Annotated in this window: 31 protein-coding genes and 1 riboswitch; of the genes, 14 read left to right on the top strand and 17 right to left on the bottom strand. The window is 40.8% G+C overall.

The genetic code is table 11. From position 1 onward, the window contains the following. The first annotated feature begins 183 nt into the window (after positions 1-183). A riboswitch (cyclic di-GMP riboswitch) is annotated at positions 184-266 on the top strand. A 56-nt stretch (positions 267-322) separates the two neighbouring features. From AB1K89_RS09260 to AB1K89_RS09245, 4 genes are read left to right on the top strand one after another with little or no spacing between them, the layout of a single operon-like run. Next, a complete protein-coding gene (locus tag AB1K89_RS09260) occupies positions 323-1126 on the top strand; it encodes a hypothetical protein (protein ID WP_413054488.1) in 804 nt (267 codons plus the stop codon). A gap of 23 nt (positions 1127-1149) precedes the next feature. Next, the gene (locus tag AB1K89_RS09255) at positions 1150-2247 is read left to right on the top strand and encodes a DUF5305 family protein (RefSeq protein WP_413054487.1); all 1098 of its coding nucleotides are present in this window, start codon (positions 1150-1152) and stop codon (positions 2245-2247) included. Continuing rightward, complete coding sequence (locus tag AB1K89_RS09250) at positions 2222-3949, top strand: sensor histidine kinase (protein ID WP_413054486.1); 1728 nt, start codon at positions 2222-2224, stop codon at positions 3947-3949. Before AB1K89_RS09255 ends, AB1K89_RS09250 begins: the two co-directional genes overlap by 26 nt. Beyond that, on the top strand, positions 3946-4587 hold the full coding sequence (locus AB1K89_RS09245; RefSeq protein ID WP_413054485.1) for a response regulator: 642 nt from the start codon (positions 3946-3948) through the stop codon (positions 4585-4587). The genes AB1K89_RS09250 and AB1K89_RS09245 overlap by 4 nt, the downstream gene beginning before the upstream one ends. A 120-nt stretch (positions 4588-4707) precedes the next feature. On the opposite strand, the gene AB1K89_RS09240 is transcribed toward AB1K89_RS09245, so the two are convergent. After that, positions 4708-4956, bottom strand: coding sequence for a DUF3006 family protein (locus tag AB1K89_RS09240; protein WP_413054484.1), 249 nt, complete (start codon positions 4954-4956; stop codon positions 4708-4710). Beyond that, positions 4953-6593: an S-layer homology domain-containing protein gene (locus tag AB1K89_RS09235; RefSeq protein ID WP_413054483.1), complete on the bottom strand. Its 1641-nt coding sequence runs from the start codon at positions 6591-6593 to the stop codon at positions 4953-4955. The genes AB1K89_RS09240 and AB1K89_RS09235 overlap by 4 nt, the downstream gene beginning before the upstream one ends. Before the next feature lie 187 nt (positions 6594-6780). Here AB1K89_RS09235 and AB1K89_RS09230 point away from each other — a divergent pair, with 187 nt between their 5' ends. Together AB1K89_RS09230 and AB1K89_RS09225 are read left to right on the top strand one after the other, a co-directional pair. Beyond that, complete coding sequence (locus tag AB1K89_RS09230) at positions 6781-7116, top strand: hypothetical protein (RefSeq protein ID WP_413054482.1); 336 nt, start codon at positions 6781-6783, stop codon at positions 7114-7116. Positions 7117-7183: 67 nt separating this feature from the next. After that, on the top strand, positions 7184-7804 hold the full coding sequence (locus AB1K89_RS09225; protein ID WP_413054481.1) for a hypothetical protein: 621 nt from the start codon (positions 7184-7186) through the stop codon (positions 7802-7804). Between the two features lie 141 nt (positions 7805-7945). Here the strand turns inward: AB1K89_RS09225 and AB1K89_RS09220 are convergent, their stop codons facing one another. From AB1K89_RS09220 to AB1K89_RS09210, 3 genes are all read right to left on the bottom strand, one after another. After that, complete coding sequence (locus AB1K89_RS09220; protein ID WP_413054480.1) at positions 7946-8299, bottom strand: hypothetical protein; 354 nt, start codon at positions 8297-8299, stop codon at positions 7946-7948. A gap of 205 nt (positions 8300-8504) precedes the next feature. Next, positions 8505-9203: a hypothetical protein gene (locus AB1K89_RS09215; protein ID WP_413054479.1), complete on the bottom strand. Its 699-nt coding sequence runs from the start codon at positions 9201-9203 to the stop codon at positions 8505-8507. Beyond that, the gene (locus AB1K89_RS09210; protein WP_413054478.1) at positions 9200-9334 is read right to left on the bottom strand and encodes a hypothetical protein; all 135 of its coding nucleotides are present in this window, start codon (positions 9332-9334) and stop codon (positions 9200-9202) included. Before AB1K89_RS09210 ends, AB1K89_RS09215 begins: the two co-directional genes overlap by 4 nt. 266 nt (positions 9335-9600) lie before the next feature. Between AB1K89_RS09210 and AB1K89_RS09205 the strand changes: the two genes are divergently transcribed. Next, positions 9601-10590, top strand: a complete 990-nt coding sequence (locus tag AB1K89_RS09205) for a hypothetical protein (protein ID WP_413054477.1) — start codon at positions 9601-9603, stop codon at positions 10588-10590. Positions 10591-11069: 479 nt separating this feature from the next. Here AB1K89_RS09205 and AB1K89_RS09200 read toward each other — a convergent pair whose 3' ends face one another. Then, positions 11070-11735, bottom strand: a complete 666-nt coding sequence (locus tag AB1K89_RS09200; RefSeq protein ID WP_413054476.1) for a stalk domain-containing protein — start codon at positions 11733-11735, stop codon at positions 11070-11072. A 618-nt stretch (positions 11736-12353) separates the two neighbouring features. Between AB1K89_RS09200 and AB1K89_RS09195 the strand changes: the two genes are divergently transcribed. Continuing rightward, positions 12354-13799, top strand: a complete 1446-nt coding sequence (locus AB1K89_RS09195; RefSeq protein ID WP_413054475.1) for a carbon starvation CstA family protein — start codon at positions 12354-12356, stop codon at positions 13797-13799. 52 nt (positions 13800-13851) lie between these two features. Here AB1K89_RS09195 and AB1K89_RS09190 read toward each other — a convergent pair whose 3' ends face one another. The 3 genes from AB1K89_RS09190 to AB1K89_RS09180 are packed head-to-tail and all read right to left on the bottom strand — an operon-like array spanning position 13852 to position 15292. After that, positions 13852-14487 (bottom strand): GntR family transcriptional regulator, encoded by a 636-nt coding sequence (locus AB1K89_RS09190; protein WP_413054474.1) that lies wholly within the window; start codon positions 14485-14487, stop codon positions 13852-13854. Positions 14488-14525: 38 nt separating this feature from the next. Then, positions 14526-14927, bottom strand: coding sequence for a hypothetical protein (locus AB1K89_RS09185; protein WP_413054473.1), 402 nt, complete (start codon positions 14925-14927; stop codon positions 14526-14528). Further along, complete coding sequence (locus AB1K89_RS09180) at positions 14924-15292, bottom strand: DUF6864 domain-containing function (protein WP_413054472.1); 369 nt, start codon at positions 15290-15292, stop codon at positions 14924-14926. Before AB1K89_RS09180 ends, AB1K89_RS09185 begins: the two co-directional genes overlap by 4 nt. A 533-nt stretch (positions 15293-15825) precedes the next feature. Here AB1K89_RS09180 and AB1K89_RS09175 point away from each other — a divergent pair. Next, positions 15826-16173 (top strand): YhjD family protein, encoded by a 348-nt coding sequence (locus AB1K89_RS09175; protein ID WP_413054471.1) that lies wholly within the window; start codon positions 15826-15828, stop codon positions 16171-16173. Between the two features lie 51 nt (positions 16174-16224). Here the strand turns inward: AB1K89_RS09175 and AB1K89_RS09170 are convergent, their stop codons facing one another. The 3 genes from AB1K89_RS09170 to AB1K89_RS09160 all read right to left on the bottom strand — a co-directional run bounded on the left by AB1K89_RS09170 (position 16225) and on the right by AB1K89_RS09160 (position 17620). Further along, positions 16225-16563: a hypothetical protein gene (locus AB1K89_RS09170; RefSeq protein WP_413054470.1), complete on the bottom strand. Its 339-nt coding sequence runs from the start codon at positions 16561-16563 to the stop codon at positions 16225-16227. After that, positions 16560-16934, bottom strand: coding sequence for a hypothetical protein (locus AB1K89_RS09165; RefSeq protein ID WP_413054469.1), 375 nt, complete (start codon positions 16932-16934; stop codon positions 16560-16562). The genes AB1K89_RS09170 and AB1K89_RS09165 overlap by 4 nt, the downstream gene beginning before the upstream one ends. A gap of 176 nt (positions 16935-17110) precedes the next feature. After that, complete coding sequence (locus tag AB1K89_RS09160) at positions 17111-17620, bottom strand: competence protein ComK (RefSeq protein WP_413054468.1); 510 nt, start codon at positions 17618-17620, stop codon at positions 17111-17113. Positions 17621-17858: 238 nt separating this feature from the next. Between AB1K89_RS09160 and AB1K89_RS09155 the strand changes: the two genes are divergently transcribed. Next, the gene (locus tag AB1K89_RS09155; RefSeq protein WP_413054467.1) at positions 17859-18173 is read left to right on the top strand and encodes a sigma factor; all 315 of its coding nucleotides are present in this window, start codon (positions 17859-17861) and stop codon (positions 18171-18173) included. Next, on the top strand, positions 18139-18351 hold the full coding sequence (locus AB1K89_RS09150) for an RNA polymerase sigma factor (protein WP_413054466.1): 213 nt from the start codon (positions 18139-18141) through the stop codon (positions 18349-18351). The genes AB1K89_RS09155 and AB1K89_RS09150 overlap by 35 nt, the downstream gene beginning before the upstream one ends. 264 nt (positions 18352-18615) lie before the next feature. On the opposite strand, the gene AB1K89_RS09145 is transcribed toward AB1K89_RS09150, so the two are convergent. Continuing rightward, positions 18616-19203 carry a hypothetical protein gene (locus tag AB1K89_RS09145; RefSeq protein WP_413054465.1) on the bottom strand — a complete coding sequence of 196 codons (588 nt, stop codon included), beginning with the start codon at positions 19201-19203 and terminating at the stop codon, positions 18616-18618. Positions 19204-19386: 183 nt separating this feature from the next. On the opposite strand from AB1K89_RS09145, the gene AB1K89_RS09140 reads away from it, so the two are divergent. Then, positions 19387-19623 (top strand): hypothetical protein, encoded by a 237-nt coding sequence (locus tag AB1K89_RS09140; protein WP_413054464.1) that lies wholly within the window; start codon positions 19387-19389, stop codon positions 19621-19623. Between the two features lie 55 nt (positions 19624-19678). Here AB1K89_RS09140 and AB1K89_RS09135 read toward each other — a convergent pair whose 3' ends face one another. Then, entirely contained in the window at positions 19679-20638 is a 960-nt protein-coding gene (locus tag AB1K89_RS09135) for a threonine ammonia-lyase (protein ID WP_413054463.1), read from the bottom strand. Positions 20639-21189: 551 nt separating this feature from the next. Between AB1K89_RS09135 and AB1K89_RS09130 the strand changes: the two genes are divergently transcribed. Both AB1K89_RS09130 and AB1K89_RS09125 read left to right on the top strand, forming a co-directional pair. Further along, on the top strand, positions 21190-21558 hold the full coding sequence (locus AB1K89_RS09130) for a hypothetical protein (protein WP_413054462.1): 369 nt from the start codon (positions 21190-21192) through the stop codon (positions 21556-21558). A gap of 32 nt (positions 21559-21590) precedes the next feature. After that, entirely contained in the window at positions 21591-22466 is an 876-nt protein-coding gene (locus tag AB1K89_RS09125; protein ID WP_413054461.1) for a S1C family serine protease, read from the top strand. 48 nt (positions 22467-22514) lie between these two features. On the opposite strand, the gene AB1K89_RS09120 is transcribed toward AB1K89_RS09125, so the two are convergent. The 3 genes from AB1K89_RS09120 to AB1K89_RS09110 form a co-directional block, all read right to left on the bottom strand. Beyond that, positions 22515-22946 carry a hypothetical protein gene (locus AB1K89_RS09120; RefSeq protein ID WP_413054460.1) on the bottom strand — a complete coding sequence of 144 codons (432 nt, stop codon included), beginning with the start codon at positions 22944-22946 and terminating at the stop codon, positions 22515-22517. A 267-nt stretch (positions 22947-23213) separates the two neighbouring features. Next, complete coding sequence (locus AB1K89_RS09115; RefSeq protein WP_413054459.1) at positions 23214-24011, bottom strand: hypothetical protein; 798 nt, start codon at positions 24009-24011, stop codon at positions 23214-23216. A gap of 107 nt (positions 24012-24118) precedes the next feature. Then, the gene (locus AB1K89_RS09110; RefSeq protein ID WP_413054458.1) at positions 24119-24979 is read right to left on the bottom strand and encodes a LysR family transcriptional regulator; all 861 of its coding nucleotides are present in this window, start codon (positions 24977-24979) and stop codon (positions 24119-24121) included. Positions 24980-25052: the final 73 nt, after the last annotated feature.

Below are 25052 nucleotides of genomic sequence, written 5' to 3'. Positions count from 1 at the left end.
TAGCGTACATTACGTGAAGTCTACAGTTTTTTATATGAATTTATTTACTAGGCATAACAGGATTGATTAAATTTGAAGTTAGTGACAATCCATTCATCTCTTCGACAAAAATAGAATGGAAGGTACAGCAATAATCGACGAATTATTCTTATTACTTTGGTTATACTTAACCATATAAACAAATAGTATCACGGAAACTATGAAGTACATCCTTTATATGGGCACCTTGGATGTATGGAGTAACTGGTGCAACCGGCCTGATTAAATGTGGACATCTTGTTCCGTTTAATTGGGCTATTATTATGACCTGGGAGGGGACCGATTGAAGCTCAAGTTAAGTTTAGCCGCATTTTTTTTATCAGTTTCTGCACTTTTGTTACAAAGTACTAGTTTTTCGACGGCGGAAATCAAGAACGATGTCGTGATATCCGTAGTCGCAGAGGATGATGCGCTTATTGCGATTACGGGTTGGGAAGGTAGGATATTCATATTGAAAAACAATACTGATGATTATGTGGATATCGAAAACATTATGGTAATGGGTGGTGACTCACTAGGTGTGGATGGGTACTTTTCAACAATGGCAGCTGGTGAAGCGAGAGTATTTACACTCATCGGAGAAGCACCAGAGTTATCGGGTAAGGAGATTTGGATAACTGCCAGTTGGGAATCGGGACGAGCAGATATCACTTCAATGATTCCACCATTCGTAGAGGAAGTAAATGAATGTACAGATCAGTCGAAAGTGAACGAAGTAATAGTAGATGAAGAAGTAGTTGAGGATACGAGTTTCCAGGAACCGAATGTAGAGGAAGTGGATGGGTGCACAGAACAGTCTGAAGAAGATGAAGCATCAGAAGAAGCAGATGGAGAAGTAGAAGAAGGCGAAGAAAAAATTGATGAAGGTGTTGGGGAAGCGAAAGATGAAGAAAAAGATGTAGAAGTCGTTGGGGAAGGAGAAATGAATGGAAACTCGGAAGAAGGTGGAGAGGTAGAAGTGGAAGTAGATGAAGAATCAGTAAATCAGGATTCGACGGAAGAAGATGCAAATGAAGAAACTATAATTATAGAAGAAAACAATCTGCCAAAAGCAGAACAGACAGAAAGTGTAGATGACTCACAATAGGGGTGATTGAGCTGAAAGGAATCTTGGCTACTGTACTAAAAAAGAATAATAAGAAGCTATTCTTATCGCTGCTGCCTTTATTACTCATCATAGGCGCACTATCCATTTATTCATGGATGACACCACAAACGACAACCGTTCAGCTTGTCGACAGTACATCGAATATCGAAACGGCCTTTGCGTACAAAGCAACGATGTCGCCTAACATCCTTTATCCGGAAGGAGGAACGGTCGACGTCGGAGATACTCTCTTTAAGAAAATCACAGCTGCGATTCCTTTAGATTTGAAGACGATCATCAAATCGGAGGAAGAAGTGCTCGCTAAGGGAACTTACGATATTCAGTTGATTGTTAAGGCGGGAGATATTTGGCAACGCACGTACCCACTGCAAAGCAAACAAACCTTTGAACAAAAAGGGAAGGATATTTCCGTTATCGACAATGTGTATAAAATAGACTTGACCCAATTAAACGCATTCATTACGCAAGTGGAGGAAGAAACGGGCGTCCGACAATCCCAGTATGACCTTGAAGTCGTTCCGACAATTCATGGAGTCATTCAGTATGCAGACATGGAAAGGGAACTGCAAGTTCAGGATAAGCTGATATTTCATTATTTATATGATGAAATTAAGCTTGCTAGCGAGAAGAGCTTTACGACGGCTGTTCAGTTTAATGAAAGTGAAACGACTGCCAATCCATTCAGTTTGCTGGAATTGACGCTTCCTTTGATTACCGTGAGGATTACTACTACAGTGTTGTCCGTCATTCTTTTATTATCCATCATATTTTCGTTCAAGTATTTGGATACTGGGCGAGTGAGACCTGTAAAATCAGAGTCGGAAAAGCTCAATAAAAAGTATGGCAGCCGGATGATCAGAATTTCCCAACTAATTGACTTCACTGGTAAGACGGTTATTCCGTTCGATACGTTTAAATCACTGCTGAAAATTGCGGATGAGAAAGAGCAACCGATCTTCTTCTATGAGAATGGAAATGATCGAAGCCAGTTGTATCTCATAGTGGACGGAGCGTATGTCTATACGTTTGAACCGAGAACCGATGCACCAACGGTACCGAATAAAGAGACTGGAAATGGAAAAGCGTATGTCGTTGGTTAATGTATTCTTTTTGAGGATGAAGAAGCGTCCGTCGAATCATATGGGATTATTGCTGTTGTATCGTTATGTTTCGCTCGGATTAACTTCTTTCTTCTTCATAGCGGGCATGGAATCTCCGTTGTATTTTACAGTAAGCGTGATCGTGTCACTCCTTATTGCGGCTTGGATCATCACGGACATCCAAAAAAGATACGTGGAAAATCATACGATGTTGACTCTAAGCGTGTGCGCTGAAACGATTGGTCTGACGCTATTATTACTTCCCACGGGAGGCATTTCAAGTCCATTTATCTGGTATGCATTGAATCCGGTTCTTGTTGCGGCAAGCTTCCTGACGCCGATATTTTGTTGGGGGATTCTCACTTTCTACCTCGGCAGTGCGACCTTGATTGCTTATCAGTTAGGTGGTGCTGCTGAGTGGTCGCAGCTGTTGGAGGAGAATTCATACTTTTATCTTGTCTGTCTATTGACGACATTTCTTGTAAGATTATTTTCTGGCCTTACGAAAGAGTTGGCTAGTAATGCTAAAGTGTTAAAAACACAGCACGAGAATTTATTGCAAATGAATCAACGGCTGGCTGAAACGAATGAGAAATACCAGGAGACGGTGGAGCATATCATGTCGCACTACCATCTGATGGACAGCTTTTCAGCCGGTAAAAGCCCCAAGCTGATCATCGAAGAAATTACTCATTCGTTGAAGACGTGCACGCGAAGTGAGGTGGCGTTCTTTTGGCTGACGGACCTAAGCCACCAAGATAGCCATATCGCCGCGACGTCATCACCCGAACTCATCGAGGCAGAGTTGAAGCGGAAATGGAAAACGGTTAGAGGTAAAAAGGAGTCGTTTATCGACAGACTGAACGATACTCCGTATGGAATGAAAATCATCCGTACTTCCAATAACGTCGGGATTTTAGGTGTTCAGATTGGATACTCCCAGGAAGAAGAAAAGGCTTTTCTGCAAAATCAACCTTTTGAATTTCTAAGTGAATTAAGTGAAATCATGCTCGAACGCCTGCATATGGACCAGATGATGGATCAAATGATTGTCATCGAAGAACAGAACCGTATTGCCAATGAAATTCATGACAGCGTATCCCAAAGGTTGTTTGGCATTGTTTGCTCCTTGCATAGTTTGCAAGTGAAGGGGCGGCATATGACAAATGCTGAGTTGATCCAGGAGTATCAATTTCTTTCGCAGTCAGCCAATTTAACGTTGAAAGAGCTCCGGTCTGCCATTTTTCGACTCAGTTCCACGAAGCGGAGAGACAGCCCTTTCCTTGTCCGCCTGAAAAAGTATTTGGATGAATATGCAAGGCTAAATGACATTAGGATTAATTATCAAATTACAGGTGAAGAGGCGCTGATTCCGGATAAAGTGAAGCAAGCCCTCTACCGGATCATTTGCGAAGCATGCGGAAATGCGGTACGACACGGGGCATGTCATAATATTGAATTATCGTTGATACTAGATTCCGAAAAAACATCGTTGCTTATACGAGACGACGGCATCGGATATAGTGTGCATTCTGATGAAGGAAAAGCAGAAATAGGATTGGGACTCTTTAATATTAAAAGTTTAGTGCATTCATTTGCAGGAACATTTTCAATCAACGGCACCCGAGAGGCTGGCACACTGATGGAAGTGGAAATTCCAAATGTAAACATGCTGATATTGGAAAAGGTGGTTGGAGAATGAAAGTAGTCATAATTGACGATCATCCCCTTGTTCGAAAAGGTCTTAAATCAATTCTTTCCCTGGACGAATCCATGGAGATTCTAGGGGAAGCATCAAAGAGCAACGAAGCGGTAGCGCTTTTGATTTCGAAGAAGCCTGATCTGGCACTCGTCGATCTTCGACTCGGCAATGGATCCGGGCTAGACCTTATCACAGAAGCGAAACGCCAAGGAATAACTTGCAAATTCGTAGTACTCACTTCATCCACTGACGAGCTGGATTTCAAACATGCAAAAGAAATAGGCGTCGACGGCTACATCTTAAAAGAAGCATTACCGGAGGAACTCATCCATGCCTTGCAAATCATTCGCAGAGGCCGCAAATACTACGACCCTGGCGTCTACGACTTCGTTATGAACTCTAGAGAATCCCACCAAGACGACGGCCAAATTGAACAACTCACCCCAAAAGAAAAAGAAGTGCTGCTCGAATTGGGCAAAGGACTATCAAATAAAGAAATCGCGAAGAGACTCTACATCACCGAATACACCGTCAAAAAACACGTCAGCCAAGTCTTAGCAAAACTAGGACTCGCAGATCGCACCCAAGCAGCATTATATGCGAATGTAAAAGGTTTGGTAAGGTATGTGGTTAGTTGAAGTCAAGCGATTGAGGTAAGGGGAGCAAGTTACTTAATAGTATAAATAGGATGCACAACCTAGGGGGAAAGTGTAGATAAAGCGACCATTCTCATTTTAAATGAGAATGATCGCTTTTTTTCACTTCTTATTTTTCAATTTTACGAGCAAGCTACTAACTTTATCTTTCATGTTCTGAGTTTCATTTGCCATAACTTCAATAACATAATCAGATTCGGTTTCACCGATACAGACGATATCCCCTTCGGAAAGATTTACAGATATCTTAGAAGCTGGAATTAACAACTCTTTCTCTTCCTTTCGATACTGCAAGAACACGTAGAATCCATCGTCTATTCGATCAAGTGTATATCGCTTTTTCTCAATCATTTTTCACAAGCCCACCCATCGTTATCTCGGTCAGATTTAGAAGCGTACGCCGGGTGACCTTTTTTAACCCCAGCAGGATAATATTTTCGCATTTCTGTACAGTTTTTGAAAGAAGTTGGAGCTCCAGGTATTACATACAAACCTGAACCTAAGTCCGGTTTTGGAGTTGGTTTAGGCTCGGGTTTTGGTACAGGCTTTGGTGCCGGTTTTGGTTCTGGCTTCGGTTGTGGTTTTGGTTCAATTGGTTTTGGTGCCACCGTTCCGGTCCAAGGTTTCGCCGATACAGAATGGGTTGTCCCATTTGTCGTAACGGTAATGTCGCCTGACTGAGCTGTGGAGTAAATTTTAGAGCCGACTGCATTCAAACGCTGCATGACTTCAGCATGCGGGTGACCGTATGAATTATCTTTTCCATAGGACAAAATGGTGCCGACTGGACGGACTGCATTGATGAACGCTGCTGAACTACTTGTGTTAGATCCATGATGACCAGCTTTTAAATATGTGCTCTTCACATTACCTTGAGACATCATCTTTTGTTCAATGGCAGCTTCTGCGTCACCCGTTAGCAAGAAGCTGACCGATCCGTACGCGACACGTGTAACGATGGAAGCATCATTACTGTCAGAAGCATTTTCATCTGCATAAAGTACAGTCGTTTTTATGTGGGAATCTAGGTTGATTACATCACCTGTTTTCGCCACTTTAAATGGAATGTTCTCTTTGTCAATTAGTGTAAGCAGATCGAGATATGTTTGCGTTGTATGCGCTTTGCCGCTATCAATAAACTGGTTGACTTTAAAGTTATTCAGGACCGCAGGCAACCCTCCGATATGATCCGCGTCAGGATGTGTCGCTACGACTACATCTAGTGTAGGAACACCTTTGGATTTCAAAAATGCAACGACTTTATTTCCATGAGACTTATCTCCACCGTCGATCAGCATGTTCTTACCGTTTGGTGATTGGATTAATATTGAGTCTCCCTGGCCAACATCAATAAAATGGACCTGCATGTTCGGAGCTGGTTTAAACTTGTCATCCAACATTCTTGCCATGAAGGCTGCGAAATGCTGGCGGGACAGCTTATTATTCGGACCGAATGATCCATCTAAGTATCCAGTAGTAATATTCTCTGACGCGAGAACACTAATGTAATCTTTGAATCCGTTGCCAACTGGCACATCCTCAAAAGTAACATCCTTGGTTTTCGGTAATTGGTATCCTTCAACAAGGATTTTGGCCATCTGGCCACGGGTGAGAGGTGCTCCCGCATCAAAGTATTTTTTTCCGTGTTTATCTGTCTTGCCGGAAATGAACCCCAATTGGACTGCTTTGGCAACCCTTTCATAACCATGGTTACCAGGTTTTATGTCCGTGAAACCTGGATCTGGGGCAGTGAAATCAGTAATCCCTTTTTCACGTAAAATCATTGTAATTGCTTGAAGCCTTGTCAAATCATTTTTTGGCTTGAAAGTACCATCGGGAAAGCCATTAATGATTTCTCGTCCGGTAAGAAAATTGATTTCATCCTCGTATTGGGTTACGTCGGAGAAACCCTTAGCTAAGACTTGTTGTTGTGGAAGAAGGGCCAGGGCAAGAACGAGAGTCATCAACGATAGTAAAATTCTCTTCACCTTTTAGTTCCCTCCTAAACTATTATTATGGGTTGTTTACCTTTATTAACAGAAGGTAAACTCAAACCCGAGAATGTGAGGATAATGTTTGCCTCCTTTAATTCCTGTTTCATTTCGTCAAAAAAATAGATAATAGAAGGGCTTTTTGACCTGGTGTCGAATAGGTTCTAATGGAGGAGGTGAGAGTGTGAAGCCGAATATTCATATTCCAGAAGAATTGCTTGCTGGCAGGGTGTTGCTATCGGAAATCATTAACCCGACCTACGATAAAATTGCTATTGTGCTTTTAGGTGAAAATATGGATCCTGCCAATTATCGGGAGGGCCTTTCGGTTATTCGGATTTACTTGTTTATCAAGGAAGGAGGGGAATACCATTTCTCGAATGAAATTGAAGCATTCTCCTTCGAAGGCCTGGCACCTGCTGTCGACTTTCTGAAAGCTCTTCCGCATATGTCTGCTTTGGACTTACTGTTGAGAATGAATGCGCCGAGTGAGATTTGGGATGAGTTACGGGTGCATTGAAGATAGTGGATTTGTTGTGTGCTATGGTACTTCGAGTTTGTGAATGGGGAGAGGGCGGGGTTTTAATTTGGAAAAACAATATTTAAACTTAATGCAGTTTTTCGATGGGTATGTACGAAATTATAGAAGAATGAACTTAACGCAACTACATAATCGTTCAATGATGACCAAGCGGGAGATCGATTATTTCGCAAACCTTGGTGAAATGCTAGGATTTGATGCTTTCATTGAGGATTCCAAATTGGATAAATCACTAGGGCGCTCACGGCCAATGGACTTGTCATGGTGGAAGTGGGATAGCAGAGTAGATACTGAATACTACTTATACCTTGCCCTCCATTTAGAAAGGGAAAACGTTTGTAATAAGGACGTTGAGACCATCGAAAAGCTCTTTTCCGAAACAGAGGAAGCCTATCTCCCTCACAATGTGATCGGGATTCAATCAATCGAATCAAAGGAACGGATCAATACTCTAAATGAGTTGGTTTTGCGAAAGAACTTAATTCAAAGGTCAAATGTGTTAATGGTGTATCACTGGTATGATACAGAACTTCAAGGCTATCGGATTTATGCATATACGAATGCTGTTTCAGGTAAAAGCGAAGTAAGACGTGCTATACGGAAGATGGATAATTTGGGGTATTGGTATATGTGTTTTGAGGAGGAGTATGGAGTGCGGAAAGTGTAGGTCTTCAGCATATACCCGTTCGCTCTTATAACTTGTGTGAGGAGCCTGTTCGACAATGCTATACAGTTTATTAACTACAATTCTATATTCTTGAAACAGAAAGGAGCCATATAAGTGAATGGCTGACTTTGTTCTTACTATTCACATATGTATGTTGTTCCTTTTAATAAGAGACGGAGAAGTTAAGGTGGGTACAGGACGAGGCAATCCCGTTGTAAGATGTCTGGTTGTCCAATCCTCATTGATACCTACATAACTCTCCCAATTCGTAATCGTAATGATCTTCATGTCATTGATTGTTTCCTCTGACAGGAATCCGAACAGGGCAAACTTCCTTAACACTAACCGAAGTTTCGCAACGTGCATACCTTTCCCTAACAATTGGACAAGTGAGTTGTAAGAAATGAACAGTTGGCCAGGCTGTATCGTCAACAATCTCCCATAGTACTCCCACTGCTTTTCTTCTTTACTTGCCATGAGTAGCAATGTCACCAAGATCACTCGCTCCTCAATTGTTGCCTCTTGCCAAACCACCTCATTTTCATTTTACTATTTCTGAGGCCACAGGAGGAGGGCCATGTGGGGAATCGCCTATTAATGATTTAGTGGGAAGTTAGGTATCGGGGTTCAGTTGTCTATTATGGCATTACGTGTAACCAGGTTCCAAACCGACTTTGAGTCGTGTAGGAACCTGGCACTTTTATTTCTTATGAAAGTTACTTTTATAAGTTTCGTGTTCAATCCCACTTAACTTTACATTTGCTTCGCTTAAATGGCGATTTGTAGTAGATAGCTCTGATCTTGCTTTGGATAGCATGTCGGTAGTTCTCTGCTGCTCCTGTCTAAATTGATTAATTTCATCCCTCATTTGTTGTGCCTGTAATTCATTTTCATATAGATTGATACATTCCGGTAGGTTAGATGCACGATAATTTGATAAATAAGAACTGAATTTCTCTAAAGCTGGTCTTGTTACATAATCTTCTGGTACAACAGTCGTTTGGAAAACTTTTTCAGCAATGCTGCCAAGTTCAACATCCAACGACCGTAGTTTTTCGTAATTCTCTTCTAAATACTTCTCTCGTTTTATTTTAAAATTGCTCTCTAACTTTTTATTCACAAATACAAATACAAACCAAGTCATTGCTACTCCGAGAGGTATCCCTAAGAGAAGGGCTAGAAACCCATCAATAATACCTACAATCTTGGCTCCGAGAATTATTAATGGAAAAAATGAAATAATGGCAACAACTGCAGAAATTTTCTCGTAAATGTCTGGGATGCTTTTATAGTACGATCTAATACTTGAGTCAACAGCCATAAACTTATTTAACAACCCTAATGTTTGATTTACATTTTCTAATAATTCTTCACGCGATAGGTTCAATACGTCTTTCATATGCATTCCCTCCAATCATGGCTTTGCAACAAAGGAAGCGTCAGTCCTGTTGTTGTAGAAGTACCAAGAACCTTCGTAGTTGCAAGTACAGTGTTAAACATGTCTTGATAAGAACCACTTAATTTCTTCACGAATTTTCCCTCCTGTAAAATAAGTTGACACACCTACGAATCAATTTTCGATATTACTATGTTATTAGACACACAATCCTCATATGCATCTATATCTCTACGAAATGAACCTAATAGATGGGGACTTGTACTATCATTCCCGTGCACAGGTATAAATGCATATCGTTTGTTGTTGCTGAATAAGTTAGTGGGGGTATCTGGAGCGTTGTTGAAATGTGAAGACACTTATCACAGGTACCGCGACATTAAACCTTAGGAGAATCAAAATGAAAAGACGATTTGTTATCATAATGTTTTTTTTGATATTACTAACGGGCTGCGGGCAAAATACCTTTGTTGAAATTAAAGAAAACGCAGGTAATACGAAAGTGGAAACGATAAATGAAGATAAGGGGCTAAGCCAACAGGACGATGATAGTGAACAAGCTGTCACCGACAATTCCATAGATGGTTTTCAACCGAAAACTGTCGGTACGACTGTAAATCCAGACAACCAAAGTAACCACCAGCAAGAAGAACCTTCTGAGTGGAGCGGGTTTTGGCAAATAGAAAATGAGCATATTTATGGAAACCTGGCAATCTACAATGAAACTGCTGAAGGTTTTTATTTTGACATCTTTGTATCCTCGGAGCATGTCGGAGAACTGCAAAATGTGTACGCTTTGATAAACGGGAATGTGGCGAAATCAACCAAAGATGAGTATGGGTGTGAAATTACTCTAACGAAAAGTGAAGGGGCAATTATTGCTGAAGAAAGCCCCGATTGCTTAGCATGGCACGGAGCGGGAATCAATTTCGAACATAAATTTATATTTACGGATGCTTTAATCCAATTCGCGGTTAATGAAGAGTTTTTGGATATCGTGAAGCAAGGTTATTTGGTGAAAGGAACTTATCCTATAGGAACAAAACTTAAGAAAATTATTGATGAAACAGGTGGATATAGTGATGCTGTGAATCTACAAGGCGCCGAATTTCACTTTTTCGGTAATCAGATTGCCTATGCAACAGATACATTTGTGGAAGAAGATGAAGCGGATGTAATCGCAATACGGGTATACAGATTCGCACAAAATTATACACCTGAAGAGTTGATCTCCTATTTCGGTAAGCCCTTATATCAAGGTGAACATGCATCTGAGGGGTATGGGATTGTTATGGGGTTTTCAATCGGAAATGATTTAGAGCTTGGTTTCCAATATGGGATGAACAGCGATAGGCTTGAATCTGTAGATTTGACCTCTAAACCTTATTGAACGCCAAGGCGCGAGCGAGCTGCATATGGAGAGCACCCTGGAAGACTTTCAGGGTGCATTATTATGGCCAGATGAAATAAATAAAAAACAGTCGTGAGAATGGATGGTTGTTTTGTCAGTAAGAAACGAAAATAAGGCAGTTTCTAATGCTTGAGGATTCCTTCCAAACAATTGTGACAGAATTGAACGATGAGGAAATCCAGAAACGTATAGTATTTATCACCTCGTTAAGGAGGAGAGGGAATTACGGCTAACGTTGTACCAATCGAGATACCTTTTGTTCAATGATCCTATAATATTTCCCAATGAAACATGAAGCGATGAGTGCATGAGTAACTGTATATGATTCCTCACGACACATTGCGCTTGTAGTACAAAGCACCCTGAATTAATTATCTAACCTTCAGCCACATAAGGTAAGCTTTCCAGCGTGGTAGATGTTTCTATAGTGGTGTCATTGATAGGTCTACTTTTAGCTATCAATCCAACGAAATAAAAATATCCCCTTGAACAACCTCATTTTTTCCATCAGTCCAAGTACCCTTGTATTTATTTTCGATGCCATTGTAAGTTAATGTATACGAGGGACCAAGGAGTGCATTTCCTTTTTTAATGTAATCGGCTTCTCTAAAGATTAGCTTATTATCGGAAACCTTCCCAACTATTTTATGCACTGCTTTTAGACTAGTCCATGTTAGTTCTCCCTCAAGCTCACCAGTTCTTGGATTGATGGACGTTATTTTAAATTCAAACGGCCACGTACGACTAGGATTCGATTGCTTCCCGGCATACGCAGTGCCATAATACGTTTCATGTGTATTCAAATCTGTGCTAATCTTATGAGGAAGAACTATGTCAGCAGACATCTTTTTTTCATTATAGTTAACAGTTGCTCCTAAAGATTCAGCAACTGCTTGTAAAGGTGCATAGGTTGTATTATTGGCATACCACGTCTCTAGTTTAATCTCCTTGCCGTTTACTGTCATGCCGATACGGTTTTTATGAACAGTTTCATTTTCGACAGTAGCTATATTTCCCCGAGGTGTCTTATAGCTTTCAATAACGCTTCCGGCGTATACGCCGATACTCCCTGATAAAAGGCAAGCCCCCACTGTACCTACTAGTATCTTTCTAGAAATTCCCATAGTTAAAATAACCCCTTTCCTTTGTACTACTATGATTATGATACTCTTCAAATGAATAGTATCTTTATTCAATTTAAATTCGAGGGAATTATAGTGATAGCAGTGAAAAATGGTGGAAATATTAATGAAAAACAACCTCACAATAGCGTATTTACCACCGTTAACTCAAATAACTAAAAGAGCCTCTCGACGTTGGCTCTTTCCTTCTATTTCAATTTAATTAACTTTCCATCCACAACTTCAAGCACCGGCATCTCGAATGCATTTCGTATGTAAATGTTTAATTTCTAAGAAAAGTGGTCGCAACGCAATGAAATTGTATTGCAACACAACAAAAGTCAGTCGCAACACACTAAAACTTGATTGCAACACAATATATGCCGGTCACAACGCAACGAAAACAGTTTGCAACGCAACATTATCCGAACGCAAAAAAAAGGTGTCTCCCCATCGCGATTATAAGAAACCGAAATAGCATTATTTATGAGTATAGTACATTTTATTTAATAAATAGAAGTTTGCATAAATTTGTCGAAAAACATTGAAAAAAGTTATTGATTGTTGTTTCTATTCGTTATATCATTGTATTTAAAATTCAGAAAAAGGGAGGGGTCAGCGATGATTACCTTTATAGTATCCATTTTGTTGTTGATTGCTGGTTATATCGTTTACGGGAAGGTGGTTGAACGAATTTTTGGCATCGATGACCAGAATCCAACACCTGCCTATACAAGCAACGATGGTCTTGATTATATGCCGATGAGTTGGTGGAAAGCGAGTTTGATTCAGCTTCTGAATATCGCTGGGACCGGCCCGATATTTGGTGCAATCATGGGGGCGCTTTATGGTCCGGTAGCATTTATATGGATTGTGATCGGTAGTATTTTTGCTGGGGCGGTACATGATTACTTTTCGGGTATGTTGTCGCTTAGACATAATGGAGCTCAATTTCCAACACTTGTCGGAAAATACTTAGGCGGTAAAATGAAATTCCTTATAACGATCGTTTCGATTGTTTTAATGGTTTTGGTGGCAGCTGCATTTACGTCAGCACCTGCCCAGCTGCTTACGGAAATAACACCTATTAACTTTACGACTTGGTTAGTTGTTATTTTTATATATTTTATACTTGCGGCGGTTCTACCGATTAATAAGATCATCGGAAGAGTGTATCCTATTTTTGGAGCTATCTTAATTTTCATGGCTGTATCGATCGGTATTGGATTGTTCTTTTTTGATCATTCAATCCCCAATTTAACATTCAGTAATTTACACCCTGGAGAAATGCCGATATGGCCATTGTTAATGGTAACGATATCTTGCGGGGCGATTTCTGGATTTCACAGTACACAAAGTCCAATTTTAGCTCGGACATTAAAAAAGGAAAGTGAAGGTAGGAAAGTTTTCTATGGAGCGATGATTGGTGAAGGGATTATTGCTATGATCTGGGCGGCCGCAGGGATGACCTTTTTTGGCAGTACGGGCGCATTGCAAACAGCACTGGCAGCGGGAGGTCCAGCTGGAATCGTGAATGAAATCAGTCTATCAACGCTAGGTGCATTTGGCGGGTTCATTGCCATTTTAGGTATTGTTATTCTACCAATTACGACCGGTGATACAGCATTACGTTCCTCCAGAATGATGCTTGCTGAATTATTGACTGAAGTGACGAAGAAAGACTTTAATGGGAAAGGGAAATTAGCTTTCCTTATCATACCAGTAGCAGGCATAACGCTATATCTAACAACCATTGATTATAGCTTCCTCTGGCGCTATGTTGGCGGATCGAATCAAATCGTTGCTGCGGTAATGTTATGGACGGCAGCTATGTACCTCGTGGAAAACAACAAGTTCCATTGGATCTGTAGTATTCCGGCATTATTCATGACAGCGGTGGTAAGTACGTATTTCTTCTATGCACCAGAAGGCTTTAACTTGGACTATGGTATTTCTCTGGCGTTAGGAGCGGTTATTTGGTTAGCTGTACTCGCTTGGTTTGTTAGGCAGCTTATTAAACATAGAACAGCCGGCAACTATAGAGATTTAGATCTTAAAGTGGGATAGAATTAATCAACAACAAAACCAGATTCCAAAATCTAAGGAATCTGGTTTTTTGTCAATTCTTCTTCAGTCTTTCCTGAATATACGCATATCCATTCGTGACATGGTTGCGCATTGCTTCTTTGGCCTTCTCTTTATCCTGTTCTTTTATCGCTTGGACGATTGCAAGATGTTCTTGGTAGATTTCTTGCCTACGTTTGTCGCTATAGGCGGATATGTTTCGGTTGTTGTAGATGACATCACTTAATTGACCGAGCATATTTGCGAGAGTGTTGTTTTTTGGATACTCTACGATCGTGTTATGGATTTCTGAGTTGATTTCGACAAATTCGGAGGAACTGGTCGTTGCTTTGTTCGAATCTGCCACTAATGAATGAAGCTTCTTAATACCGACTTCATCAATATGGTCGATGGCGAGTCCAATTGCCAACACTTCCAGCGCTTCTCGGCAAATATACGCTTCGGCAAGTTCTTGTTCTGAGAACTCCTGGACGATGGCACCTTTCCATGGAATTATTTTGACCAATCCCTCTGATGATAAACGCCTGAATGCTTCCCTGACAGGGGTTGTGCTGACGCCCATCTGTTCACTCACTTTTGCTTCGGTGAGACGTGTTCCAGGCGTGAGGTCGCCTTCGACAATTGCTCGTTTTATGTTTTCATAGACCATGACATTAAGGGGGGCGGTCAAATTTTCTTCAGACGAATAATAATGGAAATTTAACTATGCTACAGACTAGATTGGTTCTTCTTAAGTTCAGAAATTATTTTACTAATGTTGCCAGAATCCTTAGAATTAACGGCTTTAATAATTGCAATAACAGACCATATTCCAGTGATAGCGCTACCTAGAATAAAAAATGCTTGCCAAGTTTCAGCGGGTAATGTAAGAAATTCAGTGAATTCTGTTGCGACTAAACTTGATGAAAGTGCTAAAAAGATACCGACCGGGGTTTTCCAATCATTTCTTGCTTTGAGTGTATTTTGATGTTTAATTAAACAAAGCTCTAATTTATCTTCAGTAACAACAACTATTTGCTGACCAACATTTGTGTGTATAACTGAGGATTCTTGTACCAGTTCATGTATATTAATTCCATCCTTAGTATATTCCGGCGACAACTGTTTCATATCAGTACCTCACTAAGATAGAAAGAATATTGAACCGTTTTATCCGAGGTATCACTTAATGAGTAAATTCTATAATTTAGGTAGATATGTTTACCTTGATAATCAGCTATTTTTAACGGTCGCGTAGATCCCGTGCCGAGTGGATTATTGTAGTTATATAGTATTAATGAAAGAGTGGTATTATCAATAGTTGCTGGTTCCATGTGAGGTTCTGTTTTAGAATCGTTCTTGAACACCATAATTATCTTTAAAGGAAAATTAGTTAGTTCAAGATTAAATTCAACAGGCTGATTGTTAAATTGAATTACTACGCCTGATTCGATTAGTTGTTGTTTTTCTCCAACAGAAATAGATAACGGGTACAAGGTAACCCCTCCAATTATATTTTTACCAATATAGTTATTGATTACTATATTTGCATTATTAATTAGGAAAATGGTAATGACAAACTTTTGCTAATAATAATTATAGGTTAATACCTAAAAATTATCTATGCATCATCCTAATTTTTTCAATTTTCCCGTGTGATATGCAGTAAAATTGGGTTGTATCTATTGACGGGAAAATGAGTAGACAATAAAAAAGTTCGGATGGCGTGTTGTACCCGTAACGGTTGATTCCCCTGTAGCGTGTCTCCGATTGTACAATGCTTTAAATGTGCTACTCGGTTTTTGATGGAGTAGCAGCTGATGATGTCGAGTACTTGACAATCCGATTTCGTTAATGCGTCTCAGTTATATAGAAGCTGGTGTGGATCCTTTTGAGGATTTTTTTTTTATGTGGACTGATTTCTTGCATAGGTGTCTCCAATCGCGATTAAAAGAAAACGAAAGAACTTTTTTATTTGGTTGATTAAAGAACATACATTCGCATATACTAATCAAAAAGGGGGATTCCCATGCTCATACCATCCGATGCTTTGCCGCATTTTGAAAACGCGATTTACTTGCCTATGGTGCTCACTATCTTAGCCAAGGATCGGCAGCTTGTTGAGAAGGGGAGTTTCAAGCTGGCTTCTCCCTATATGAAGGTAATCGATCGCGCCATTGAGGCGGTTCAGAAAGACATGAAAGAGTCAGCTGACTATTTGCGGGAACGCAAGTACAAACTTCTGCGCGGGACTGTAGATGATACGTTTACGTCCTATACGTTTCTATACTGTGGCAGGGAGGAGCAAAGAAGGTATTTGAACGTCCGCCTGAAAAACCGGACTGAGGAATTGATGGAGTTGTATTTGATGAAGTGAAAAAAACGACTGCGTAGGCAGTCGTTAATTGTATTTCTATTTTTAACCCGTTCACCCCTTGATCATCTCTCCCCAATTCAAAATGGTGATGAGAAGCTGCTCACGGTTTGATTCGGCAGTCAAAAATCCATAGTCGGCAAAACGTTTCAATGCTGTCCGGATATCTTGCTCAGTAATCCCTTTCCCACATAATGAAACGAGCGAGCGGAGAGAGGTTATGAGTTGTCCGGGTTGCAGTGTCATCGGTTCTCCCTTCCAATGGGACTGCTGTTCTTCGGAATTAGCTATCAACAGCAATGTTACCAAGATCACTGTCTGCTCAGGCGTTGCCTCTGTCCAAATCGGTTCGTTCCAAAATGACTGATGTATTTCTATAAAATCTTTGTTCATTGTAATTCCTCCTCCTTACTCTCCTGATTGTTCATCTTCCACTTGTCATTGAATGGCAAAATGACGTAAATATTAGCGCCAAGGCCGCCCGTTTCCGGGATGATGTAGTGGACTTTTTCGATGATGTGCAAGTTGACGAATTTACGGATGGCGCGGCGAACGGTAACGTTTGCTTTCCCGATTGCTGCTTGAATCGTTCCGTGATTCAACTGTGCAGCGCCGTGTTCCATCGAAAAGCGGCGGATGACGTCGAGCACTTGGCGATCGGACTTCGTCAATTCATCCATGTGTAGTGATAGATGCAGTTCTACAGCTGCGTCCATTTCTTCGATTGTCGTGAAGCGAGCGTATTTTGTTAGATAATTTGTCATGTGAACTTCCTCCTTTACCCTCTATATAGATGGGAGGGGTCAGAAAGGATACTTTTTGGTGAAAATTTTTTTGAGGAAATGATTTCAGTGAACAAACGACAACCACCCGACCCACGGATGTATTTGTGGAGGGGTGGTTGTTTTAATTTTATTTACGATTGCAATTTGCTAAGTCACTACATCTGTTGCATTGGGAGATTTGGGTTCATTCCGAATAAGGGATATTCCGGTATGTATTTTCGTTTAGATTGTTGTACATGGCTGAGCAGCGCAAGTACTTTCAATTTCTGTTGCTGAACGGTGTACAGTGATACCGGGACTATGATTTCTGTTCCATCGTGGAATTTTATTTTGGTTTCCTCTTTTGCTATCGATTCCTCTTCGAAAAAGTGGCTGAAGATCCAAGTGCATTCCGGATGTTTTGAGCCCATCGTCGGAAACACGGCCACATCATCCGAGATGAGGAATGGCGGTTTCTTATGGAATTTCAGCAGTTTCTTAGCCGCCTCCTTGCGCCCTCTCTTGGAAGAGTGATGACGCAGGCATGCTTCCTCAAGAAGCTTAATCGGACTCATTTCAGAATAGTAGGTTCCATGCGTCGTAATAATCTCGGACAAGTAATCAGTGGAAAAGGCTGATCTTAACGCCAATGCCCGATAATCGAGAAGTAAACTATCATCTTTCATACTAATCCTCCTTTAATATTTAGCATTGCACCTATTTTACCATATAACTAGTAGAAAGATAACAAAAATACTTATTCTTTTTAAAATTGGTTCAACTAACCAATCGTATGGCGTATGCAAACATAAAGAATGGTGAGTCAAACGTCATAAACGCTCATTGGATGTCTGTTTTTATTCCTCCTATGATGTAGGTACCCGGGAATAAACAGAATCGTGCACGATCGGAAAGGTCAACCAAGTGTTGAATTTTGAAGACGTGTTAGCGCAATATGAACCAATGATCACTGCAAACATTCGTAAATTGAACATTTATCGTGAACATGAACATTACAGACAAACGGGGCGGGTCGCCCTTTGGCAAGCATGGCAACGGTTTGACAGGGAGAAGGGTGATTTCACGCCGTTCGCATACCGTTCCATTCGTGGGGCGATGTTGGACGAAATGAAAAAGGAGAGCCGGTTTGAGGAGCATTTCATGCCGGCGGAAGATGAAAAGCTGACGAACTTGATCGGTGGGGATGTATCCGAGGAAGAGGGCTGGACAAGCCGTTGACCAGTTGACAGGCGATGAAAAGAAGCTGCTGCAATGGTTGTTTATTGAAAGGCTCACGCAGGCGGAATGTGCGAGGAAATTAGGCATTAGCGTGTCGGGTGTGAAGAAGAGGAGGGAGCGGTTGCTGAAGAAAATGCGGGAGGTGATGGAGGAGGGGGCCGATTTAGGGAAACAGTAGGACTATTTTTGCTTGGTAATATTGTATCTTACATTTAGTACCTATAAAACAAGTGGTAAAGGGAAAGGCGATCATCCTCTCGGAATGATCGCCTTTTTTCAGATTCGAAGTAAGTAACAATCCGTTCAAACCAAAAAAAACTTAAAAGCCGCAACAGTATAAGAAGCACAAGACATACTCTAGAGTATATGGAGCAACACAAAGAACTTTTAAAAAATATTGTTTGTATACTTATGTACGTCTTGTTTCTGTTTGTTGTAGACTTTATTCTAAAGTTACACCTAGATTATCTTCTAATAGAGTAATAAGACTTTTCGCATTTTGATATGCATCATTACTCTTTAGTTTGCAACGGAAATTTTCTACAATTACTTCAATCTCATCATTGATGGGATTGAGAGATATTTTCCCGCGTTTAGGTGTAATTGAGCTTGGAGGGCCTTCCGGGCTCAATTCTTTTTCTACAATACTCAATTGTTCTCGTTCTATTACTTCAGGCAATGGTGAAAGAGAGTTTGCCTGCGTTTCTTTTCTCAGATCAAAGTCAGATGTCTTATTAAAGCCCAACTTTTCGATCATTAAATTTTCAGAACGTAGATCAATAGGATTGTCGTTAGCAGGAATAACTGCAATGGTTCTATCATCAGTATAACCGGCTATGATTCGGTTGAGCTTTAATTGACGATTATCCTCATCAATATAAATCACATGTTTCACATTTTTACGACTATGAATTCGTATCCTTGAGACATCAAGGGAAGCCACAATACTTAAGGCACTAGGACTTATGAAAAAGAATTTGTCCAGTTCTAGATAGCAAACAATTGTGTTGCCGATTTTTTCAAACTTCATTTTTTTCACCTCCAATTCCAGAGTAAATTTTACCTTAATTTCAGCGGAATTAACACCTTTATTTGCATTTTAAAAGGAATTTTATATATCGTTTCATAAATTCCATAAATTTTACCATATGCATGTATTTCTCTTATTAAACTATCATGCTATAGTGAAGGAAATAAGAGGGGATGAGCGAACATGTATTGGAACTATCGGATTTTAAAGCTGAAACGGCCGCAGAGCGGTTCTATTTATTATGAAATCAATGAAGTTCATTATGATGAGGATGGGAAACCGAAATATTGGACGGAAAGCCATAATGTACTGGTGGATGATGGATTAGAAGAATTGAAGGAAACATACGAATACATCCAGAATGCATTCAAGATGCCGGTGCTTGAAGAGGTAGATGGAAAGTTAATTGAATTGAAATAGTAGGAAAGAGCCGCTCTCTACGTACGTTGAGCGGCTCTTTTTGATTTTTGGTATTTCAAGTCACTTCATTTACTATCAATTGATGAACTTTATCTAGATCTACGTTTCCACCAGAAATAACAGTTACAATATTTTTACCTTGGATGTTCACTTTATTGAAAAGAGCAGCTGCTACCGTCGCGGCACTCGATGGTTCAATCAGCTGTTTCGTCCGTTCCATAACGAAGCTGAACGCCTGACGGATTTCGTCTTCGCTCACTAGAACAAGATCGTCTAGATATTTCATAAGGACAGGGAAGGTAAGGTCGCCTGGCTGGTTCGTTCGTAAGCCATCCGCAATGGTAGTCGTGCTATCGATTGCGGTGATTTTCTTGTTTTGCAATGATAGGTATGTATCATCGGCAAGCTCGGGTTCAACACCGATCACTTTTATTTTCGGATTCGTTTCTTTAATGGCAGTGAGGATTCCAGAGATAAGGCCACCGCCTCCGATAGGGACGATGATTGCGTTGACGTTTTCGACTTGGTCCAAAATTTCTAATCCAACCGTTCCTTGACCTGCCATAATGAATGGGTCGTCATAAGGCGGAATGAAAATGCCGTTTTGTTGATCGGCAATCGCCTGCGCTCTAGGTATTCGCTCACGGGAGGTTGTTCCGCACAATTCCACCTTGCCGTTGTAAGCTTGGATTGCGTTCACTTTGCACTTGCTAACATCTTCAGGAACGACAATCGTTGCTGATACTCCGTATTTATTCGCAACGTAGGCGACGGCTTGGCCGTGGTTGCCTGACGATGCTGCGGTCACATATTTTGCGCCGTTATCAATCGCATGGATGACTTTATTGCTTGCTCCTCGTATTTTAAATGACCCTGTCTTTTGTAGATGCTTTGATTTCAAAAATAGCTGATTTCCACATAGTTTGGAGAGTTGCTCCGATTGTAGAATCGGCGTGACGTGCGCTATTTGGCTAATTCGTTCTCTTGCCTCTGTTACATCTTGTAAAGAAATCATGTTGGCCCATCCCTTCTATGGCAATTAGTAAAAGCACGCCCTTCGGCATGCTTTCCCCCAATCTACTATTCCCTTTTTCTATCTCTTAATTCTAACATGACCGCAACGTATGCATTTGTTGGAATAGTAGCTAATCCGATGGTACCCCCACAGCTTGCACATCCATTTCCCCCATAACTTGGCCATATGAAACCCCTTTCCTTGAATGTCCAGTGTGTGAAAAGATGTATATTGTGTGAATAATGACACTTCCATTATACACCTTCTATATAGATTTACCTATATAATTCAGAAACTTTTAATTGATAGTATTCGACTGCATATTTCGACCTAAAACGACATTAGTATTGCTTGGAAATGCAAGTGAACGTGATTTATTCAAAGAAAGAAGTTTTCAAGCGGGGGTTCATTTAAGAGACTTTAGAACTGATTAATTAGACCGATATAAGGAATAAAGATGATATAAGGGAGAAGGTGTATCCATGTTTTGTTCGGGATGCGGGTTCAAAAACGCTCAGGATGCAAATTTTTGCGGGAGTTGTGGGAAGCCGATGAAGAAGAAGAGCCATACGGGATGGATGCTGCTAGTCATTTTTGTCTGTCTCTGTGTGCTTGGCGGAGTAGGATATGCATTCATTCATATCAATAAACAGGAAGCGCTGCAAACACCTATAGTTGCGGATGCGAATGTAAAAGAAGAGCCTGTCGCTCAACCGGTCCGTATTATTGAACGGGAAGTTGCGGAACGTCCTAAAAATGAGCCGATTGAAAAAGAGAAAACTGCTCTTATTGAGGAAACATTGCCGCGGGTATTTACCATTTTGACGGCGGATAGCCTCGGCTCAGGTTTTCTGTATGCCAAGGGCGGTTTTATTGTCACGAATGCTCATGTCGTATCGGGCTATACAGATGTAAATTGAAGAATTCGGTCGGCAGGGAAGCCCCCGGGAAAGTGATCGAAATCTCTGATATATATGACATTGCACTCATCAAGTCTGATGCGTATAAAGATATCAATCCGCTTAAGACAGAAGTTAATGAAACGAAAGTCGGCTCTGAAGTGATCGCTTTAGGCAGCCCAAATGGATTGGAAAACACCGCTTCTGTCGGTTATTTGACAGGCGTAGGCAGAGACATTAGGAGCAAGTTCATCTATGAAAAAGCGTATCAAGTCGATGTGCAAATCGAAAACGGCAGCAGCGGGGGGCCTTTGATTGACGCAAAGACAGGGAAAGTGATTGGCATCAATTCGCTCCTGCTGGAAAAAAACCGGCGCATTGGATTCTCTATTCCTTTGTACACAATGACGTATTTACTTGATGAATGGATAAAAAATCCGATGAATGACAGGCAGGTCGCATCCGTTTTTGGTGTGTACGATGATTATGGGACTTCAAATTCCTACAATAATGACTCCTATCATTCCGACTCTAGTCAAGACGATGTTGATGAATACGAGGGAGACGTCTACTTTTACGAAGGATGGTTGCAGGAATTTATTCTGGAATTCCGGACGGTCTATGAGGAAGCCTTGTATAACGAAAACTTTTCCCAGATCGAGCAATTTTTATTGCCAGGCAGCAGTGCATATAGAGAATTTGCGGATTACTTCGATGAGATTTCCGGTGAAGGCATGCACTTCGAATTTATTGAGAATATCGTCACAGAAGTTACCATCTATGATGACTATGCACTTGTTTCCACATACGAAACATTCAACTTCCGCAATCGAGCGGGGAACGAGAAGTATTATGTGAAAGAGAAAAACTATGAAGTGGTTATTCACACGGACGGCACTTACAGAATTCGCGATGTGAGTAATAGGTGAAATGATAGGTATCAGGTACCCGTAATTGCGCGGGTGCCTGATACTTTTTCATTTGTCCTCTTTAATGATTACGTTTGCCAATCCGTTATCTTCGAATTCCCTTTCGTATCGCTCTTCGATTTCACACAATCTGCGGAACCGGTCGTCTAGTGTGTCATACGCTATCCCTTCTTGATCAAGATCCCTTTTGGCTAGGTGAGCGGATAGTTTTTCCCAGAATACGTAGTCATCATTGTGATCAATGATTGGATGCAGCTGATTTTCGTACTCTTGCGATGGATAAAAGGCGTTTAACTCCCGGTCATAGGGGACGAGGTCATCGTAACCCATGTCTTTCGCATGCGAGCAAAGATATTGGAACAGCTCCTCATAGTCGGCAAATCGATCTTCGTGGGATCGGGCTGAATTCGCCGTCCATTCTCCTAAAAAGGCGAGATCCAACAACGTTTTGAATTGCTTTTTCGTGAAATCAATTTTCATTTGTACAGTCTCCTAGGATTGGTTTTTAGTTATTTTACCATAGGAGGCTGGTGGCTTGCTGAGCAATGAAATTCGTTCGTAAAGCAAAGAAAAGGTTTGCAACGAACAAATTCGTCTCGCAACACAATGAAATCCCACAGGCAATACAACGAAACTGGTTCGCAATGCAATGAAATTCCGTCGCAACACAATGAACGCTCCTCGCAACAAAACGAATGCGCACCGCAACGCAATCAACAAGCCTCGCAACACAATGGAGTTTAACCCTCATGACATCAGTTTCGCTTCAACAGGCACATCAAACAGCATGAACATATCTTTGAAATACGTCTCCTCCACCAACTTGTCCAACACACCTTTAAAATACCCCGGCAAATTGCGGATCACCTTCTTCTTCGTCGCCATCACAGTGATCATCAATGCACGATAGGCAAGGTCTTCGAAGACATGCTTGTCGTCTTGATAGATTTCGTATTTCAACATACGTCCAGATATGGCCCTGTGGATTCCGTAGAACTCACGGGCTAATTTCGTGTCTCCGATTGTTGTGGCTAGCAGATCTTTCATCCGGCTGAACAGACTTGTGGATAACTTTGACGATTCCGCAGGAGACGTGTAGTTAAGATCTTTAGATTTTAATAGAGATTTAGAAAGTAGAGCTTCGGTTCCGGAATTCCGCTCGTTTTCCTTGTTGTCATGCGGTTTATCGTCATCATCCCGGTCGTTCATTTTCCCCTGGTCATCGAACGGTAAAATGATGTAGATGTTGGCGCCGAGTCCGCTCATTACCGGACGGATGTAGTGGACTTTTTCGATGATCTGGAGCTTGACGAGTTTACGAATTGCGCGTCTAACAGTTACGTTTGATTTCCCCGTGGCTTCCTCAATCGTTCCGTGTTTCAAATGAGCAGCCCCGTATTTCACCGAATAGCGTCGGATGACGTCGAGCACTTGGCGATCGGATTTCGTCAGATTGTCCCAGTGTCGTGATAGATGCTGTTCCGTAGCTGCGTCCATTTCCACGATTGTGGCGAAGCGTGCGTATTCCTTTAGATAGTGTGTCATTGTTAATTCCCCCTTTATCCTCTATATAGAGGGGAGGGGTCAGAAGGGATACTTTTTAAAGGAAACTATTTAAGGATATCGGCAATTAGCCATAATTTTATAATGTATTAAAATGTCCAATCCTCAATGAAGTCGCAAAAAGATTTTATAACAGTATTGTTCAAATACTCCTCTTTATAAATTAACCACGTTACTCTTTCAATGGGATTGTCATTTATATCTCTGCATTCTATTTTAAAAAGTCGCTCATCATCATCGAGGAGAATGCTTGGGAGGACCGCATAACCCAATCCGTTTAATACCAATTCTTTACAGGTTTCCATATTGTCCACTTTCATTGTGCTCTTAGGCGGTATAGAGAATTTTTCTGTCCACCAATCATCTATCAGCTTCTTTAGTGATGTATCCGTGCTGTAATAAATTCTCGGAAGATCAGGAAGCTTTTCAAGAGAGATTTCATTTTTTGAGACGATATAAATACCCTCCTTCATGATGACTTTCTTTTCATACGGAAAGTTATAATTTCCTCTCAGAATCCCCACTTGTGATTCATCTCTATAGACCGCATTGCTGACATCCTCACTCCAACCTGTATTTACATGGAACTCGACTTGAGGATATCTCAAATTGAATTCACGGAGGATAGGTGGCAGCTTATAGCGGCTGAAAATGCTTGAGGCGCTAAGTCTGAGAACACCTTGTACCTTCTCTTCAAATTGTAAAACCTCTTCTTTTAGATTTAAATATTCATTTTTCATTCGTTTAGCATACTCCGCAACATGCTCTCCCTCTGGAGTAAAGACAACCCCTCTCCGACTTCGGTGTACGATTTTCACTCCCAATTCCAGTTCAATTTGCTTCACTCTATATGTAATTGCAGGTTGTGAAATATTTATAATTTCAGCTGTCCTTGTAATGTTTTTCTCCTCAAACAACTTGTCCAAAAGCATCCAATCTGTAATATCCACCCAAAAAACCTCCATCTCTATCTATTAGATATAAATAGATTATATAGTATTAGATAAAAAATCAATATTTTAT

Source organism: Sporosarcina pasadenensis (genome assembly GCF_047228845.1).
In the GTDB taxonomy this organism is placed as follows: Bacteria; Bacillota; Bacilli; order Bacillales_A; family Planococcaceae; genus Sporosarcina.
Note: the sequence above shows the minus strand (reverse complement) of the source record. Positions and strands in the feature narration are given on the sequence as shown.